Raw genomic sequence first — 17,123 nt, forward strand, 5'->3', positions numbered from 1 at the left:
GCTCTCTTTACCTTATTCCATTTCTTGTTTAACGATACTGCCATCAACCGGATTAAAGTAAATTTCTACTTTTTGGTCGTCAGCATTAAAGCCATAGATCTCATAACACTGACCTTCGGTGACTTTAAACTCGTTAATTTTATAGCCTTGCTCTTCCAGGCCTTGCTGAAACTCAGCTTGGTCTATCCATTCGCTCTGTGGCGCAGAAGTACACTGAGTATGTGACTCTTCTGCACTACAGGCACTTAATAGTAAAGTGCCCGATGCGACAGCGATTGAAGCTAACAATATTGCTCTCATTACGCCCCCTATTCGTTTGGTAGCGACTGATAACCCATGTGATATAGGGTAAAGCCGAAAATATCCGAATACTGCTCAATGGTCTTCGATACAGGCGTGCCTGCACCATGTCCCGCATTTGTTTCGATACGGATCAGCTGCGGTGCATCACCACCTGCTTTATCCTGCAACTCTGCGGCAAACTTAAATGAGTGCGCAGGCACCACACGGTCATCGTGATCACCGGTAGTAATCAATGTTGCTGGATACTCCACACCTTGTTCTACGTTATGAACGGGCGAGTAGTTCAGCAGGTATTGGAACATCTCTTTGCTGTCCTCTGCTGTACCGTAGTCGTAGGCCCAGCCTGCGCCAGCAGTGAAGGTATGGTAACGCAACATATCCAAAACGCCGACGGCAGGTAAGGCAACCGCAAACAAGTCAGGACGTTGTGTCATCGTTGCCCCGACCAACAGACCGCCATTGGAACCGCCACGGATAGCAAGTTTTTCTTTTGACGTGTAATCTTCATCAATCAAGTACTCTGCAGCGGCAATAAAGTCGTCAAAGACGTTCTGCTTTTGCATCTTCGTACCGGCATCGTGCCACGCCTTACCATACTCACCACCACCACGTAGGTTAGCAACGGCATAAACACCGCCCATTTCCAACCACGCCGCATTTGCGATGCTGAACGAAGGCGTTAAGCTGATATTAAAGCCACCATAGCCATATAGAATCGTTGGATTACTACCGTCGAGCTCCGTACCTTTTTTATAGGTAATGATCATGGGCACCTGAGTACCGTCTTTAGACGTGTAGAACACCTGCTTCGACTCATAGTTACTGGAATCGAAATCCGCGCCGGACTCTTCGTAAACGGTTGATTCGCCAGTATCCGGATTCAAAGCATAAATAGTTTGTGGCGTGCTGTAATTAGTAAATGAGTAGTACAACGTTTCAGCGTCGTCTTTACCGCCGAAACCACCTGCACTCCCGACACCCGGTAAGTCAATTTGACGAATTTCTTTACCTTGGTAGTCAAACTGCTTCACTTGCGAGACCGCATCGACCATATATTCCGCGAAAATGTAGCCTGCCCCGGTGGTTGGGTTGAGTACGTGCTCAGTCTCAGGGATCAAGTCACTCCAGTTCGCTTCTTGTGGCGCTCCAGCATCAACGACTACGACACGGCCGTTAGGCGCTTCACGGTTGGTCTCGATATAGAGTTTACCGTCTTCACTATCTAACACCGATACATCTGAGTCATAGTCGTCAACCACAGTGACCAGAGGCGCATCCTCTTTGCTCAAGTCTTTGATAAAGAGTTTATTACCTGATGTTGAATTAGCGGCAGAGATCACCAAAAACTGATTGTCGTCTGTCACGTAGCCGCCCACATAGCGGTGCTTCTGCGCGTCCGTGCCACCGAATACCAGCTCGTCATCGCTCTGTGGCGTACCTAACTCATGGTAATACAGCTTATGTTGATCAGTTTTTGCCGAGAGCTCACTACCTTCCGGCTTATCATAGCTTGAATAGTAGAACCCTTCGTTACCTTTCCAAGAGATACCACTGAACTTCACATCAACCAGTGGGTCCTCAAGACGCTCTTTCGTTTCAGCATCAATGACAATAATTTTACGCCAGTCACTCCCGCCCTCAGAAATCGAATAAGCTGCTAGTTTTCCATCTTCACTAAAGGTCAGTTGCGCTAATGACGTTGTTCCATCTTCGCTGAAGGTATTCGGATCCAAGAACACTTCTTCTTCGTCACTATCGTTCTTCTTACGATAGACCACGTATTGGTTCTGCAAACCATCGTTCTTATAGTAGTAGGTGTAGTCACCCTCTTTGAATGGTGCACTGACTTTTTCGTAATTCCACAACTCCGTCAGGCGCTTTTCAATTTTGTCACGGAACGGGATTTTTTCTAAATGATTGAAGGTGACCTCATTTTGCGCTTCTACCCACGCTTCGGTTTCGGCACTCCGATCATCTTCTAACCAACGATACGGGTCTTTCACTTTTGTATCGAAATAAGTATCGACGGTATCCCCTTTGCGTGTTTCTGGGTACTTCACTTGCATCGACCCCGCTTGTTGCTTTTCCACTTGCTGAGTTTCGGCTGTTTGCGACGAATCGTTTTGTGCTGGAGAGCACGCGACAAGTACGCTAACAGCGACAGCACTGAGTACGTATTTCATAGATAGTTCCTTTGTTGTTATTTTGTAACTATTAAGTTAACAGACTGTCCTGAATTGCGAAACTTTGATAGAACAGTATTTCGACCGAACATGCCTAACTTGAGACAAAGCCAAAATGAAGAATGAATCGACTTTAAAAGACTTACCGCAACTGCTCTGCGGTCCTTTAGTTCGGCATATTGAGTCTGATCATTTTTACTTGTGGCTGGTCACGAAAAGCGACCATGTTCCTCAGGTGGAATGTAGTATCGATGAGACGCCGGTCGATATCAAACAAACAGACCGAGTCATTGCTATTGGCAAGCATGCTTATGTGATGTTGATAAGGGTCGAGCCTGCTCAACCGCTTGCCCACAACCAACGAATCGGTTACGACCTGGTTTGGCCTACCGAAAACGAGCGTTTATCAGAACAACACGACTTCTTGCTTTATTCAGGACAAACATGTCCGCAGTTTGTTTATAAAGAGACGATTGACCAACTGCTTCATGGTTCATGTCGCCGCCCTCATCATCCCGCTGATGATGGGTTATCACGTGCTGATAAAGAGATTCAGGCACACCTCGATCGCCCCTCGAAACGAGCGGGTATTCTTCTGCACACAGGGGATCAAGTCTACGTCGATGATGTCGCTGGCCCGATGTTGGCATCCATACACGCATTAATTGAAGTACTAAAGCTATCTGATGAGACTTTGCCCGATGATCAACTGAATCAACTGGATGACCTAATTCAACACCCAAATGGCTATTACAGCCGCCAATCCTTGCTACCGGATACTAAAGCGAATGAAGCGCTGACTGAGAAATTTTTTGGTGGCGTGAAAAAACCGATTTTTACCTCAGCACACGCGGGTAACCACCTGATTACTGCCGCTGAAGTCTTCGCCATGTATCTGCTCTGTTGGTCACCCACGCCTTGGCGTTTAATCAAGGTGCAACAACCGTCGCAGTTAAATCAAGAACAACAAAAGCGCTTTACCGATGAACAGGCAACCGTTGATAAATTCGTTAAAACATTGCCTCAAGCAGCGCGTGCCATGGCACACAGCATCAGCTATATGATGTTTGACGATCACGATGTGACCGATGACTGGAACTTATCAGCCGCTTGGGAGCTCACGGCCTACCACCATCCTTTTTCAAAACGTATTGTCGGCAACGCGCTGTGGGGCTATTTAATTTTTCAAGGTTGGGGCAACCAGCCCGAAGTGGTAACCCCCCTTATGGATGCCACTGCACAATTACTTGAAAAGCCATTAACTGAGCAACCGGAAGAGCACGATCAACTTATTGAGCAACTGCTGGATTGGGAGCAATGGCAGTTCACCCTAGACACGCACCCCAAAATTCTTGTGCTCGATACCCGCACCCGTCGCTGGCGAAGTGAGCGTAGTATCCGCAAACCATCGGGATTAATGGATTGGGAATCTTTAATGGAGATGCAGCACCAAATTATGGATGAAGAGGCTGTGATTTTAGTGTCCCCTGCACCGATATTTGGCGTGAAACTAATAGAAGCGATCCAAACGGTGTTTACCGCGTTGGGTAAACCGCTGGTTGTTGATGCTGAAAACTGGATGGCGCACAACGGTGCTGCCAATACCCTACTCAATATCTTTTCTCACAAACGCACACCGCAAAAGTTCACGATTCTCTCGGGTGACGTGCACTATTCATTTGTATACGACGTGCAGTTGCGTCGTGAAAAAGCCGAGTCATCAATCTGGCAAATCACCAGTAGTGGCGTTAAAAACGAGTTTCCGAACACTTTATTAGAGTGGCTCGACCGTATGAACCGGTGGCTTTACTCCCCGCGTTCACCTCTCAACTGGCTTACTAAACGACGCCGTTTCGCCGTGTCTCCACGGCTGCCGACGGGCCGTGATGCCGGCGAACGACTCTGGAACCACTCTGGTATCGGCTGGGTCAGTTTTGATCAGGACGGCGCTCCGTCGCGTATCCGACAATTAAATGCAGACGGTAACGAAACCGAGTTTCTAAAAGAAGAGTAGAAACTCGTTTGTTAGTCGCGCTTATCCTTATTATTGAATCGCGCTAAAGTTTCGCCGTAAACACACTCAACATGGCGAGTAAACGCCTCTACAGAGTAATCCGCAGCAAACTTAAGCGCCTGTTTACCGAGTCGCTCACGCAGCTCATCGTCATTGATGAGCTTAACCACTTGTTCACTCCAACGGTCTTGTTTTGCAGGCGTTTTGTAGCCGTTAATATCATCTTCGACGACATCTTCTATACCGCTCGAGCGCACAGCAACAACCGGCATACCCGCAGCCATCGCCTCAAGAATAACCATGCCTTGGGTTTCAGACTGCGAGGCAAACACAAATAAGTCACCCAACGCATACCATTCCGGCATATCCTTAGGTGGAACGGCACCCACTAATTGAACACAATCAGTCAGTCCATTGTCATCAATCCGCTGTTGCAGATAGTCGCGCTGATGTCCTTCACCGATTTGCAGCAAGCGCACAGGCTTATTAGCACGCTTACGGATATCAACCATCGCGTCTATCATGAAGTCGATATTTTTCTCATCAGAGAGACGTGCCACACTCACCAAAATACATTCGTCGTCACTCATGGACTGTGATGTTTTGATTGAATCAATCTTATCGCGGCTGACTTTTTGGAAGCGCTGATACTCAATGCCTGTTGGTTGCACATAGATAGGTCGCGTTACACCAATCATGCGTAAATACTCTTCAACCGACTGGGTCGGCACAATGACGCTATCGCATTTGTTGGCAAAGCGGCGCACCATAATATGCGCGATGATATTCCGAAATAAGTTACCCGGCAGCATGACATAATGAGCATAGTGTTCTAGCCGTGTGTGGTAGGTATAAACCACGGGCACTTTCAAACGCTTGGCCATGTAAACACCGAGCGAGCCTATCCAAAACGGATGATGCACATGAATAATATCAGGCTTGAGTGCTTTTACCTTTTGTCTGACTACACGTGAAAATAAATGCGCGAACTGGAATTCACTGTTTTCACCAAATGAGAACCAATTAGGCATACGAATAACATGCGCTTCATCGGTACGGGCATTCGCGTATTTGGGTGCCACGATCGAGATTTTATGTCCGAGATGCTTCAGGCCCACCCTTAAGCGCTCGATAGAAATAGGTACACCGCCGATAAACGGTAAATAGTTGTTGGTGAACATCACGATGTTCAGTGGCTTACTTAACCATGGTTTTGGATCGATATCATAATCAGGATAATAAGACTTACCCACGAACACCATTTGATACAGCTTTACGCTCACAAGTAGCAGTGCGCTTACGATAAGAATAAAGTTGATGTAGCCTGCGTAGAGCAACGAGTAAATAAAGAACCAGAGGCTTTCGAGTATTTTGAGCACCGGATGTTGACCGACTTCAAGCTCATTCACATTCACCTCGATGCCGGCATCTGTTACATGCACCATCAAATAGTGATAGAAGCTATTATCGTGATTGAGCACTAAGCCACCTGCGCCACCTGTAATATAAAATGGCGTGCCTTTGTACATCACCTTATCGTAAATCGATAAATGGCTGGAAAATACCGCGTCAACCGAGTGCTGCTCAACCAGTTGCAATAGCCCAGAACGAAAACCCAATGGTTGTAAAAAGTCATCCTCCGTCGCAAACAAGGTCTCGTTTTTCGGCTGCACCGGGGGGTGAGATACAAAAATAAAGCGGTGCTTAGACTCATCAGCGCGCAAAATATCCGTCAACCAACGCAACTGCCACTGCCATGGCGTTTTACCCGTACTATCCAAAAAGATAAAACGCGTGCTGTCTGCTACAAAGCTAAAAAAGTGAGGGCCAAAATGTTCGTAGTAGCGAAAACTACCAAACTCGTCGTATTCATTGTCACCAAAGGTGAGCAAATAAGGTTTATTCAAGTGTGAAAGACTGCCATAGAGCGCGCGATATTTATCCTCTCCACCACCGCTGACCGCATTACCAGCAGATACGACAAAGTCGATATCAGCTTGATTTAATTCAGGAATGATCCGCTGCTCAAAGATACCAATCGAATTGTTAATATTGCCGAGTACCGCAAACTGATAATCTGAATCTCCTTGTAAGCGACTACTGATGCTGGCGACCTGTTCACTGTGTACTACCTCAAATTCTGGTTGGCTAAAATTCAAATAAATCTTATAGCCGATAACCAGCCCCACAATGACGACATTGACGTAAAACAGTATCTTCAGCCATTGATTTTTATTCATGCGCCCTTCCTGCGACTTGCCAACATCTCATACTGCAACGTCACCATGCCAATCAGCATGCCCAAATAAATAGTGATAAAGCGCCAGCTAAAGATAATTAATAATAAATGATGACTTTGCACAAACTGTGCGAAAAACGAACCGAAAACTCCCTCAGAAACGCCTGATGCTCCGGGGGTTGGTGCAAAATACATGACAAAGGTAGTCACCACCAAAAGACCAACGGACTGCCAATAAGGCACCGTATAGTCGAGTCCCCATAATAGAATAGCGGGAAAGCTGAAGAGGCTTAATAAAAAGACAACCGTGAAAAACACAGAGCCCCACACATAGAGCGGTTTGCCCTTACAATAATCTCGAAAACTGCCAGCAAAACGGAGCATTTCACGTTTGCTCCAAAAGCCAAGTACACGGCATTTATGTGCACTCATTAAATTGACTGTCGCAAGTACTCTAAGCACGCCATTGATTGGCGCAATCAGCCAGTGGGTTTTAAACAGCACCATCGCAAAGAATGCTAAGTAAGCCGTGACCAATATAGCAAGCGAGCCGCCAATGCCTTTAGACAAAGTTGAGTCAGAAAGTGCAGGCAGTATCAGCAATAAAACCGGCGTAAATGTGAAGATAAAAATCACCGCTAACACAGTCCGAATCGTTGTGGCTGCAGTCGCTCGTCCCACCGGCACGCCCTGCTTCGCCAAATACCATACTTGCGCAAAGCCTCCACCGGTCGCCATCGGTGTAACATTGGAAAAAAACATATTAATAAAAATCAGCCGAGTCATTGGCGCTGCCGGCACACGATACCCCAGTGCCCGTAAAGTAAAATAGAGGCGCAATCCGTCACTGGCGAAATAAACAATAAGTAGCGCCAGTAAACTGAGCAACACCGCAGGTTGCAATAACTGGCTATCAAATTGTAGCTCAGCACCTTGGAAAAACTGCTGAATGCTGTAAAAACCAAGCGCCGTTAATACAACAAAGAGGCCACTGAAAATCAGCAGCCTCTTCCACGCGATAGGTTGTTTCTCTGTGTTGATAGGCATTAGTAGCCAGGCATTAAGAACACTTCGCGAACACAGTTCCGCGGATGCGCATTAAGCGCGTGTAAGACCGCGTCGGCGACATCTTGAGGGTCCAATTTATCCGGTTTGGGCTCATCAAAGAACGGCGTATTGACCATACCCGGTGCAATCACCGTGCAGCGTCCGCTCCATTCGCGCATCTCTTCCGCTAAGTTTTGGGCAAAACCATGCACAAACCACTTGCTTGCCCCGTAGACAGAGCCCTTAATCGCTGTGCGCCCTGCTGCCGAACCGGTCATAATAAAGTGACCCGTGGATTTCTTTAAGTGTGGCAAAGTAAGCTTGGCGGTATAAAGTAATGCATTGATATTAAGATCAATCATTTCGCGCCACTCGTTAGGGTCGCCATTTTCAGTGCCTGCAGCGTTTAATCCTTTGCCCGCATTAGCGAACACGGCATCCAGTTGACCAAACTGATCAACGGTTTGCTGCACCACGCGCTCCAGTTGCTGATAGTCCGTTACATCGGCCGCAATAGGTAATACGTGCTCAGCGCCCAAATCATTTGCCAATGCTTGCAGCTTATCTTCACTGCGAGCGGTTGCCACAACCTTGTAACCTTGCTTTACTGCTTCTTTCGCGGTGGCTTCGCCAATCCCCGAAGAGGCGCCTGTAATCAACAATACTTTGGCCATGGAAACTACTCCTTTCGGTTTGTTAAAGTCGTTCTTACGATAAATTCGATTAAACGGTTTAGCTCGGCGCTAAAAACAAGATACTCACCCATGTGATTAACATCAGCAGAATCGAAATGAAAACCGCTGCCGAGGCAATATCCTTTGCTTTACCACTCAGCTCATGAAAGTCAGGGCCAATACGATCAACGACCGCTTCAATAGCAGAGTTCAATAATTCAGTGATCAGCACAATTCCGTAAGTGATGATCAATAGCAGTTTGGCAATCAAACCTGTCTGAACAAATAGCAGTGTGGGGACAATAATAATAAGCAACGCACATTCTTGTCTAAATGCAGCTTCACTTCGGAGTGCGGCGACTAAACCACGGAAAGAATAACGGTTCGCATTAATGATTCTGCGTAAACCTTTTTGACTTGGCTTCACTTAACGTTTCCTTGTTTTAACCGAGTAGTTGATTACCTAATAAACCAATAATAAATCCAAATACAGCGCCTAGCGGCGGCGTCCAATAACGTGGCATGGTCGATTGCGGCGCAATATCTTGAAAAATAAGATAGAGAATACCACCTGAAGCAGTCGCCATGATAACAGCTGTCGCCTCGGTATAATCAGCAAGAACCCAGTGCCCAGTGAGTGCCGCCAGAGGGCCGATAAACGCCACCAGAAAAAAGCCCACTAAACGCTTTTTCTCAGACAACTTAGAACCTTGGAGTTCCCTAAAGGCATTAAAACCTTCAGGTAGATTTTGCAAACCGATAAATAGCGCCAGTAACATGCCAAACTCGGGCTTGATTGCAAACATCGCACCCAAACTCAAAGCTTCTGGAATAAAGTCCAACAACATTGCCAGTAGTTGGGAGGCTTGGCTTGCCTGCTTTGCTAGCCATTGGTCAACTAAACAGAACAGGACACCGCCAGCCATAAATGCCAACGCGACAGCCCAGACGGGCAAGTTATTGTTGGCCTCCGGTAACAATGCAAACATAACCGCGGAAAGAAGTATCCCCCCACCGATGGCGACAACGCCATGCACTAATTTCTGTTTATTCGCAGATTCGGCCGACCCCTCCCACTTGGCTAACAAAGCGCCTAAGAACGCCGTAAAACCGGCTAGCCAAGTTAAGGCAATCATGTTCAAAATCATACAGTGCTCCCTTGCACAATGATTCAAGCCATCTTAAAACAAGCGGCCTATGTTAAAAAGCTCGATGCGTGATTAAAAACACATTAGGAAGTCGCACTCTCGTCAAACCAGAATACATCTTCAAGGCGTTGCCCAAAAACGCGCGCTATCAGAAATGCAGTTTCAAGTGAGGGTGAATAACGTCGTTGTTCAATTGCCGCAATGGTCTGACGCGTTAAATTAACCTTGTCGCCGAGTTCGGCCTGGGTCATTCCACCGTGTTGTTCGCGCAAAGCACGCACACAGTTATCAATGGGCAACATATTAATAACCCCGTCGATAGCCGATAATTTCTACAACGTACTCCGCAGCTTGCGCCACCACTAAACTCAACAATGCCATCAAAAACAGAAGATCCCCGTGTTGATGCACCAAATACGTCATTAAGCTAGCAACAATGAGTACGCCTAATAAGATACCAGAATAGGCATCCGCACGTTGTTGAATCGTTTTTTCGCGTTCATCTGCGGGGCGATTCGCCGACTTACGATCAACAAGCGCTAACGCGATCTGACCGACAATACTCAGCACAATGAGCCCCACCGTTAAACGTGTAAAGACCGAAACCGCTGGCGGCCACTGGCTTGTTGAATTAAAGCCCTGCACAACCTCGAAAGTAAGACCGCCACCGACCAATAAAGTAATGATTAACATCAGCCATGCTGATTTTTCACGAAATGCCATAACCCACCCACCATGTTAAAAATAGTTAACACTTGAAAATTAGGTTCATCGCATTATTATGTCAAATATTTTTAACATCGCAGAAAAAATAATATAATTAGCAATCAAAGTGAGCCACATATTATGCTTTTTGCGTAATTGTACTTAGTCCCGTTAGTCAGTCGGCAGAGTCATTGTGTTAAATTTAGATTTTCAGCAACGTGTTGTCATTAATACTTCAGAACAAGATTGGATCGATAGCCCCTCAGCAGGCGTTAAGCGTAAACTACTCGAACGAGAAGAGGCTGAGCGTGGTCGCGCAACCAGTATCGTTGAATATAAACCCGGCGCATCGTTTAATACCCACTCACACCCACTGGGTGAAGAAATACTGGTGCTGTCAGGTGTATTTTCTGACGAATATGGTGACTACCCGGCTGGTACCTATCTCAGAAACCCGCCCGGTAGTAGCCATGCCCCTTTTAGTAAAGAGGGTTGCGTATTATTGGTAAAACTCCACCAGTTCCAACAGGATGATACCGCCACAGTCAGAGTTAATACTCAGCAGACGGACTGGCTAGCCGGTCAAGGCCGACTCAAGGTGATGCCGTTGCATAGTCACGGTACCGAACACGTCGCACTCGTAAAATGGCCACAAAATGAGAGATTCAAGCCTCATAGGCACCTCGGTGGCGAAGAAATATTTGTGTTGTCCGGCGAGTTTTGTGATGAACACGGTCGCTATCCGAAAGGAACCTGGCTCCGTAACCCACATATGAGCGTTCACCACCCGTTCGTGGATGAAGAAACCGTTATCTGGGTCAAAACAGGACATTTAGGATAAATGCAATCTTCCTTTGTCATTTGCCGCCAAAACGCGTAGATTACGCGCCTATTTTTTATTCAGGTGCGTAAACGTGATTTCTGCTTCAAACATCACCATGCAATTTGGTGCAAAACCTCTATTCGAAAACATATCAGTGAAATTTGGCGAAGGTAACCGCTACGGTCTGATCGGCGCCAACGGCTGCGGTAAATCGACGTTTATGCGCATCCTCAGCGGCGACCAAGAGCCCTCGTCTGGCAATGTATCCACCGATCCAAACATGCGCGTCGGTAAATTGAGGCAGGATCAGTTCGCTTATGAGCAATTCAGTGTCGTTGATACCGTTATCATGGGTCACGAGGAACTGTGGCAAGTAAAATCAGAACGCGATCGTATTTACAGCTTACCTGAAATGAGCGAAGAAGACGGCATGCGTGTTGCTGACCTTGAAGTCGCATTTGCCGAAATGGACGGTTACACAGCAGAGTCACGCGCAGGCGAACTATTACTCGGTGTTGGTATTCCGCTCGAAGCGCACTTTGGCTTGATGAGCGAACTTGCACCGGGTCTTAAATTGCGGGTTTTGCTCGCACAGGTGTTGTTTTCAGAACCTGATATTATGTTACTGGACGAACCGACCAACAACTTGGATATCAATACGATTCGTTGGCTAGAAACGGTACTCAATGAACGCCAAGCGACGATGATCATTATTTCGCACGATCGGCACTTCCTAAACAGCGTGTGCACCCACATGGCTGACATCGATTACGGCGAGTTACGCGTGTATCCAGGTAACTACGACCAGTACATGTTCGCCGCAACACAGGCACGCGAACAACTGCTGAATGAGAATGCGCGTAAAAAGGATAAAATCGCCGAACTGCAACAGTTTGTCAGCCGATTCTCTGCTAACGCATCAAAAGCCAAACAAGCGACCTCGCGGGCAAAACAGATTGAGAAGATTCAATTAGCCGAAGTCAAAGCGTCGAGCCGAGTGAGCCCATACATTCGTTTCGAGCAAGAAAAGAAACTTTATCGCTTAGCACTCGAGATCGAGGGACTCAATAAGTCCTTTGGTGACTTACACGTATTAAAAGATTTGAACGCCATGGTCGAAGTCGGCGAAAAGGTCGCCATACTCGGCGCTAACGGTATCGGCAAAACCACGCTGCTGAAGTGTTTGGTCGATCAATACGCAGCTGACGATGGCATCATTAAGTGGTCTGAAAACGTTAATATAGGTTACTATGCACAAGACCATGCCGACTGGTTCAAACAGGAAATGACCGTATTTGATTGGATGAGCCAGTGGAAGCAACCACACCATGATGAGCAGGCAATTCGCGGCGTATTGGGTCGCATGTTGTTCTCTCAGGACGATATCAAAAAGCCAGTGTCGATTTTATCGGGTGGTGAAAAAGGACGTATGATCTTCGGCAAGCTCATTATGCAGCGTCCCAACGTATTAGTGATGGATGAGCCGACCAACCACTTGGATATGGAATCAATTGAAGCACTCAACCTAGCTCTCGAAAACTACGATGGAACAGTACTCTTCGTCAGTCATGACCGCGAGTTTGTATCGTCACTGGCATCTCGTATTATTGAATTAACCGACAAAGGCATGCGTGACTTCTCGGGAAGTTACGACGACTATTTGAAACAACTTCAATCCGCTTAAGTTAATTAATTAAAAAATGGTACGTCGCGCAAAATGCGCGACCTACCGAGTAATGAGCTGAACCTCCGTACCCGACCTCATATTTTTGCTACCATCAACAAAATTTTAATAATTCTAACTAAAATAGGTAGTTAAACTATGAAACGACTGGTAACCAGCCTGCTTGTTTCTGCGGCCTTTGGCGCCTCTGCGTCAAACGGAGCTCCAGAACGACCGCTAATCATGCAACCCGAAATCAGCCCCGATGGCACCCAAATCGCCTTCAGTTATCAAGGTGATATCTGGACCATGTCAACGTCGGGTACTCATCCCAACCGTTTAACCATCCACGAGGGCTATGAGAGCTCACCAAAGTGGTCAAAAGACGGTAAAACCATCGCATTTAGTAGTGACCGATTTGGTAATGACGATGTGTTTGTGATGCCTAGTCAAGGCGGTCGTCCCGATCGTTTGACCTATCATAGTGCGCCTGATCGTGTGCTTGGGTTTGGTCACGACAACCAAGTGCTATTTAATACGCGTCGCTTATACGCTGAAGTTGAGCGTGAGTGGGAAGTTTACGGCGTTGCGCCCAGTGGCGATGCGACCGAAGCCCGCTTTATGGATGCGCTCGGTTTTGACGCGGTGGTATCGCCTGACGGCAAAAAAATTGCTTTTGTTCGAGGCACATGCCGCATTTCACGCGAAGATTATCGCGGCCCGGCAAACCGCAATATCTGGATTTACGATACCGAAACGGGTGAATACGAACAATTGACCGACTTTGATGGCAACGACTTTATGCCACAATGGTCTAGTAACAACGAGCTGTATTTTATTTCATCGCGCGCGGGCAAATACAACGTGTTTAGGCAGAAGCTGGGTTCAAACCGCGCCGAGCAAATTACTGATGAGCGCGAGTTTGGCGTCGAGCACTTCAGCATCGATAAGCAGGCCAATCACCTCGTTTATCAAGCCGCTGATAAAGTACAGTTAATAGCCGGTAGCAAGCGCCAATCACTCGACCTATCGATTCCTACAGACTTTCGTTTTGACCCGGTCACCAACAAGTCAACCACCAACGCTTTGGATGAGTACAGTGTCTCACCCAACGGTAAGTTGATTTCTTATGTTGTGCGCGGCGACGTATTTGTTAAGCGCAACGATAAAGAAGATAAGCGCTCGGTCAGACTTACCTCGGGTGCCGCACGCGATAGAGATGTTGCTTGGCTAGACGACAACACCGTGTTGTTTATTTCTGACCGCGACGGTCAAAATGATATTTTTGCTGTGACATCAGCGGATTCTGAAGAGCCAAACCTATTTAGGTCGTTAAAGCATTCCGTTAAACCGGTAACGCGCACAGATGCCGAAGAACATGAGCCTTTGGTCTCGCCAGATGGTAAAAAAGTGGCTTACCGTGAAGGCCGTGGAAAACTCATTGTCACGGATGTAGCCGATGATCAGTCACTGACCAACCCCGTGGTGCTATTAGACGGCTGGGCAACACCGAGCGGTGTCAGCTGGTCGCCAGACAGCCAGTGGTTAGCCTACGCTAAATCTGACTTATCATTTAACAGCGAAATCTTTATTCATGCGGCGGATAACTCTCAAGAACCCGTTAACGTCAGCATGCATCCAAAAGGCGATTACAGCCCAGCCTGGTCTCCGGATGGCAGCAAGTTAGGCTTTAGTTCCATGCGGAACAATGGCGATTACGACATTTGGTTTGCATGGCTAAAAGAAAGCGATTGGCAACGCTCGCAAGAGGAGTGGAAACGCGACGAGTTTGTTGAGGAAACTGCGGATGCCAAAGAATCTGAAGACGATTCGGACGCTGCGGAAGACGCCGTTGAGCCTATGCAGATTGATTTGGACGGCATCTATAAACGGCTTGTTCAAGTAACACGTTTTGCAGGTAACGAATCCGGTTTAGCGTTCGACAAAGAAGGCGAGCACGTTTATTACACCATCGGTGGTGCCGGTCGCCAGAACTTCGAGATGGACCAAGACCTGTTCAAAATTAAGTGGAATGGCGAAGACAAAGAGCACATTATTAAAGGTGACCAAAGCCCTCGCAGCTTATCGCTAAGTACCGATGGCAAAAGCCTTTTTGCACTTGTCGAACGCGGCACTTTAGTCAAGGTAGATACCAAAAAGGACGAACCAGAAACCTTATCGACGGTATCTCAACAAACCATCGAGCATATGGCCGAACGGGCGCAGATCTTTGATGAGGCGTGGCAAGCGCTGAATGCAGGTTTCTATGACCCTGAATTTCACGGTAACGACTGGCAAGCGCTGAAAGAAAAATATCGTCCACTGGCGTTAAAAGCATCAACGAAAGAAGACTTTCAGTACATCTTTAACTTGATGCTTGGCCAAGTGAACGCAAGTCACATGGGCTTATATCGTGGTGAAAATCCGAAAGACACCCAAGAAACCCGCACCGGTTTGCTCGGTGTTGAAGTCGTGCCCACTGCCGATGGCTTAAAAGTAACGTCTGTCTTGGATAAGAGCCCTGCCGCCCGTGATGAGAGCCGCCTACAAGTCGGCGATGTCATCACACAGGTCAACCAACAGTCGGTTAAAAGCGCGAACTTTTATCAGTTGCTGAACGGCTATGCCAACCAACGCGTGTTGCTCGATATTACGCGAGCCGACCAGCCAACCGAAGTGGTACTTTGGCCAACCACAAGTTTAAGTGACGAGAAGTACGACAACTGGGTCGAAACACGTCGTAAGCTAACCGAAGAGTATTCCAACGGTCGCCTGGGCTATTTGCATATTCGCGGTATGAACTGGACCAGCTTCGAACGTTTTGAGCGTGAACTAATGGCCGCCGGCTACGGCAAAGACGGTATCGTCATTGACGTACGCTACAACGGTGGTGGCTGGACAACCGACTACCTCATGGCCGTATTGAACGTAGAGCAACACGCTTACACGATCCCGCGCGGTGCGACTGACAATTTGGACAAAGACCAGAAGAAATTCAGAGATAAATACCCCTACTCTGAACGTTTACCGTTGTCAGCATGGACCAAACCATCGATTGCCATGAGCAACGAAAACAGCTACTCAAACGCTGAAATTTTCGCTCATGCGTATAAGTCATTAGATATTGGTAAACTCGTTGGCCGCCCGACCTTTGGCGCAGTTATCAGTACCGGCGCTGAGCGCTTGGTCGATGGCTCAATTATCAGAATGCCGTTTAGAGGCTGGTGGGTAAAAGAGTCCGACGCCAACATGGACTTTACCCCAGCACAACCCGATATTGAGGTCTTTAATCCACCGGCGTATAAAGCTAAGAACGTGGATCCGCAATTAGAACGTGCCGTTGAAGAGTTGTTGAAGACGCTTTAAGCCGTTTTAAGGGTGGTTTAATAAAAGGCGGGCTCTGTTAAGGGCTCGCTTTTTTTGTGGAGTCTCAAAAACTTCTAAAGAACTGTAATGCCTGCGGACATTCAACAATATCCGGCGGTTGCAATTCAGGCTCCGGTGGCGTTTGATAGAACAACTTCTGCTGTGCCATCAGCCAGTCAGTTACATCCCAACGCAATGTAAAATAAAGCCAGCGTCGAAACAGACTCACATCGTTTAAAGATCCAATCGTCGGCCCGCTTTTATACAGATATATGTATAAACTTGCTTTATTCACAATTCTGCATAAAAAACTGACATGAAAAAGTCTCTGTCGATATGCTTATCAAACTGTGTGCGGTACTCGAATTGGAGTTTAAGATCGTCAACCTGCCCAAGAATGAAGTGTCCACGCCGACTAATTGACTTGCGAAAAAATCATTGAGATTCTAATGGGACGAAAATCGCATACCCGAACGCTTTATTGCTCTATGAACGGGTTTCCGGTAGGTGAGTTGTACTTAAAAAAAGGCCGTATGGGCTTTAAGTACGCCACAGAGTGGTTAGAAGTAGATGGCGGTCGTGCTATATCCCTAAGCCTACCGATGCAAAAAGCGGAGATAACGGACGACTCTGTGGCGGTAATAATTTTTTGAGCGTTGCCGCTTTGCGCTCTTCAGAATAACGTGGCATACATGAACCTATGCCGCCCACTGCTTATTAACTAATGGCGAAATTGCCAACTGGACAACTAGGCTGACATAGTGGGTGTACGACGACATTACGTTAGGAGGAGTTGGCACGATACTCTTAAATACTCCTTTTCCTAGTTCGCAACTTGGACCATCGATTCCAGCTTGTTTTTTAGAGCATACCTCAAGTGAACTCGAGGCTTTACTAACCAGTCTTAGTTATTCATTTTTCTATCAAATTGTTTTAGTGTTAGGTTCCATAACATAGT

Annotated in this window: 15 protein-coding genes; 5 read left to right on the forward strand and 10 right to left on the reverse strand. The window is 47.0% G+C overall.

Annotated elements, in window-relative coordinates:
- Positions 1 to 12 precede the first annotated feature (12 nt).
- On the reverse strand, positions 13 to 300 hold the full coding sequence (locus OS145_RS00775) for a PepSY domain-containing protein (RefSeq protein ID WP_040487473.1): 288 nt from the start codon (positions 298 to 300) through the stop codon (positions 13 to 15).
- Between the two features lie 8 nt (positions 301 to 308).
- Positions 309 to 2,486 (reverse strand): prolyl oligopeptidase family serine peptidase, encoded by a 2,178-nt coding sequence (locus tag OS145_RS00780; RefSeq protein WP_006953992.1) that lies wholly within the window; start codon positions 2,484 to 2,486, stop codon positions 309 to 311.
- Positions 2,487 to 2,601: 115 nt separating this feature from the next.
- Between OS145_RS00780 and OS145_RS00785 the strand changes: the two genes are divergently transcribed.
- The gene (locus OS145_RS00785) at positions 2,602 to 4,500 is read left to right on the forward strand and encodes a metallophosphoesterase family protein (RefSeq protein WP_006953994.1); all 1,899 of its coding nucleotides are present in this window, start codon (positions 2,602 to 2,604) and stop codon (positions 4,498 to 4,500) included.
- An 11-nt stretch (positions 4,501 to 4,511) separates the two neighbouring features.
- Here the strand turns inward: OS145_RS00785 and OS145_RS00790 are convergent, their stop codons facing one another.
- The 7 genes from OS145_RS00790 to OS145_RS00820 all read right to left on the reverse strand — a co-directional run bounded on the left by OS145_RS00790 (position 4,512) and on the right by OS145_RS00820 (position 10,331).
- On the reverse strand, positions 4,512 to 6,740 hold the full coding sequence (locus OS145_RS00790; protein WP_006953996.1) for a glycosyltransferase: 2,229 nt from the start codon (positions 6,738 to 6,740) through the stop codon (positions 4,512 to 4,514).
- Positions 6,737 to 7,786 carry a lysylphosphatidylglycerol synthase transmembrane domain-containing protein gene (locus OS145_RS00795; RefSeq protein WP_006953998.1) on the reverse strand — a complete coding sequence of 350 codons (1,050 nt, stop codon included), beginning with the start codon at positions 7,784 to 7,786 and terminating at the stop codon, positions 6,737 to 6,739. Before OS145_RS00795 ends, OS145_RS00790 begins: the two co-directional genes overlap by 4 nt.
- Positions 7,786 to 8,460, reverse strand: a complete 675-nt coding sequence (locus OS145_RS00800; RefSeq protein WP_006954000.1) for an SDR family oxidoreductase — start codon at positions 8,458 to 8,460, stop codon at positions 7,786 to 7,788. Before OS145_RS00800 ends, OS145_RS00795 begins: the two co-directional genes overlap by 1 nt.
- A gap of 58 nt (positions 8,461 to 8,518) precedes the next feature.
- The gene (locus OS145_RS00805) at positions 8,519 to 8,887 is read right to left on the reverse strand and encodes a diacylglycerol kinase (RefSeq protein ID WP_006954002.1); all 369 of its coding nucleotides are present in this window, start codon (positions 8,885 to 8,887) and stop codon (positions 8,519 to 8,521) included.
- Between the two features lie 16 nt (positions 8,888 to 8,903).
- Positions 8,904 to 9,608, reverse strand: a complete 705-nt coding sequence (locus tag OS145_RS00810) for a ZIP family metal transporter (protein ID WP_006954004.1) — start codon at positions 9,606 to 9,608, stop codon at positions 8,904 to 8,906.
- An 83-nt stretch (positions 9,609 to 9,691) separates the two neighbouring features.
- Positions 9,692 to 9,910, reverse strand: coding sequence for a helix-turn-helix transcriptional regulator (locus OS145_RS00815; RefSeq protein ID WP_006954006.1), 219 nt, complete (start codon positions 9,908 to 9,910; stop codon positions 9,692 to 9,694).
- A 1-nt stretch (position 9,911) separates the two neighbouring features.
- A complete protein-coding gene (locus tag OS145_RS00820; protein ID WP_006954008.1) occupies positions 9,912 to 10,331 on the reverse strand; it encodes a hypothetical protein in 420 nt (139 codons plus the stop codon).
- Between the two features lie 175 nt (positions 10,332 to 10,506).
- Between OS145_RS00820 and OS145_RS00825 the strand changes: the two genes are divergently transcribed.
- The 3 genes from OS145_RS00825 to OS145_RS00835 all read left to right on the forward strand — a co-directional run bounded on the left by OS145_RS00825 (position 10,507) and on the right by OS145_RS00835 (position 16,165).
- Positions 10,507 to 11,154, forward strand: coding sequence for a cupin domain-containing protein (locus OS145_RS00825; RefSeq protein WP_006954010.1), 648 nt, complete (start codon positions 10,507 to 10,509; stop codon positions 11,152 to 11,154).
- Positions 11,155 to 11,227: 73 nt separating this feature from the next.
- Complete coding sequence (locus tag OS145_RS00830; RefSeq protein WP_006954012.1) at positions 11,228 to 12,820, forward strand: ABC-F family ATPase; 1,593 nt, start codon at positions 11,228 to 11,230, stop codon at positions 12,818 to 12,820.
- A 138-nt stretch (positions 12,821 to 12,958) separates the two neighbouring features.
- On the forward strand, positions 12,959 to 16,165 hold the full coding sequence (locus tag OS145_RS00835; RefSeq protein ID WP_006954014.1) for a S41 family peptidase: 3,207 nt from the start codon (positions 12,959 to 12,961) through the stop codon (positions 16,163 to 16,165).
- 64 nt (positions 16,166 to 16,229) lie between these two features.
- On the opposite strand, the gene OS145_RS13355 is transcribed toward OS145_RS00835, so the two are convergent.
- Positions 16,230 to 16,394, reverse strand: a complete 165-nt coding sequence (locus tag OS145_RS13355; RefSeq protein ID WP_165477432.1) for a hypothetical protein — start codon at positions 16,392 to 16,394, stop codon at positions 16,230 to 16,232.
- Between the two features lie 259 nt (positions 16,395 to 16,653).
- Here OS145_RS13355 and OS145_RS13690 point away from each other — a divergent pair, with 259 nt between their 5' ends.
- Entirely contained in the window at positions 16,654 to 16,818 is a 165-nt protein-coding gene (locus tag OS145_RS13690; RefSeq protein ID WP_006954018.1) for a HipA N-terminal domain-containing protein, read from the forward strand.
- The last annotated feature ends 305 nt before the right edge of the window (positions 16,819 to 17,123 follow it).

This window comes from Idiomarina baltica OS145 (assembly GCF_000152885.1).
In the GTDB taxonomy this organism is placed as follows: Bacteria; Pseudomonadota; Gammaproteobacteria; order Enterobacterales; family Alteromonadaceae; genus Idiomarina; species Idiomarina baltica.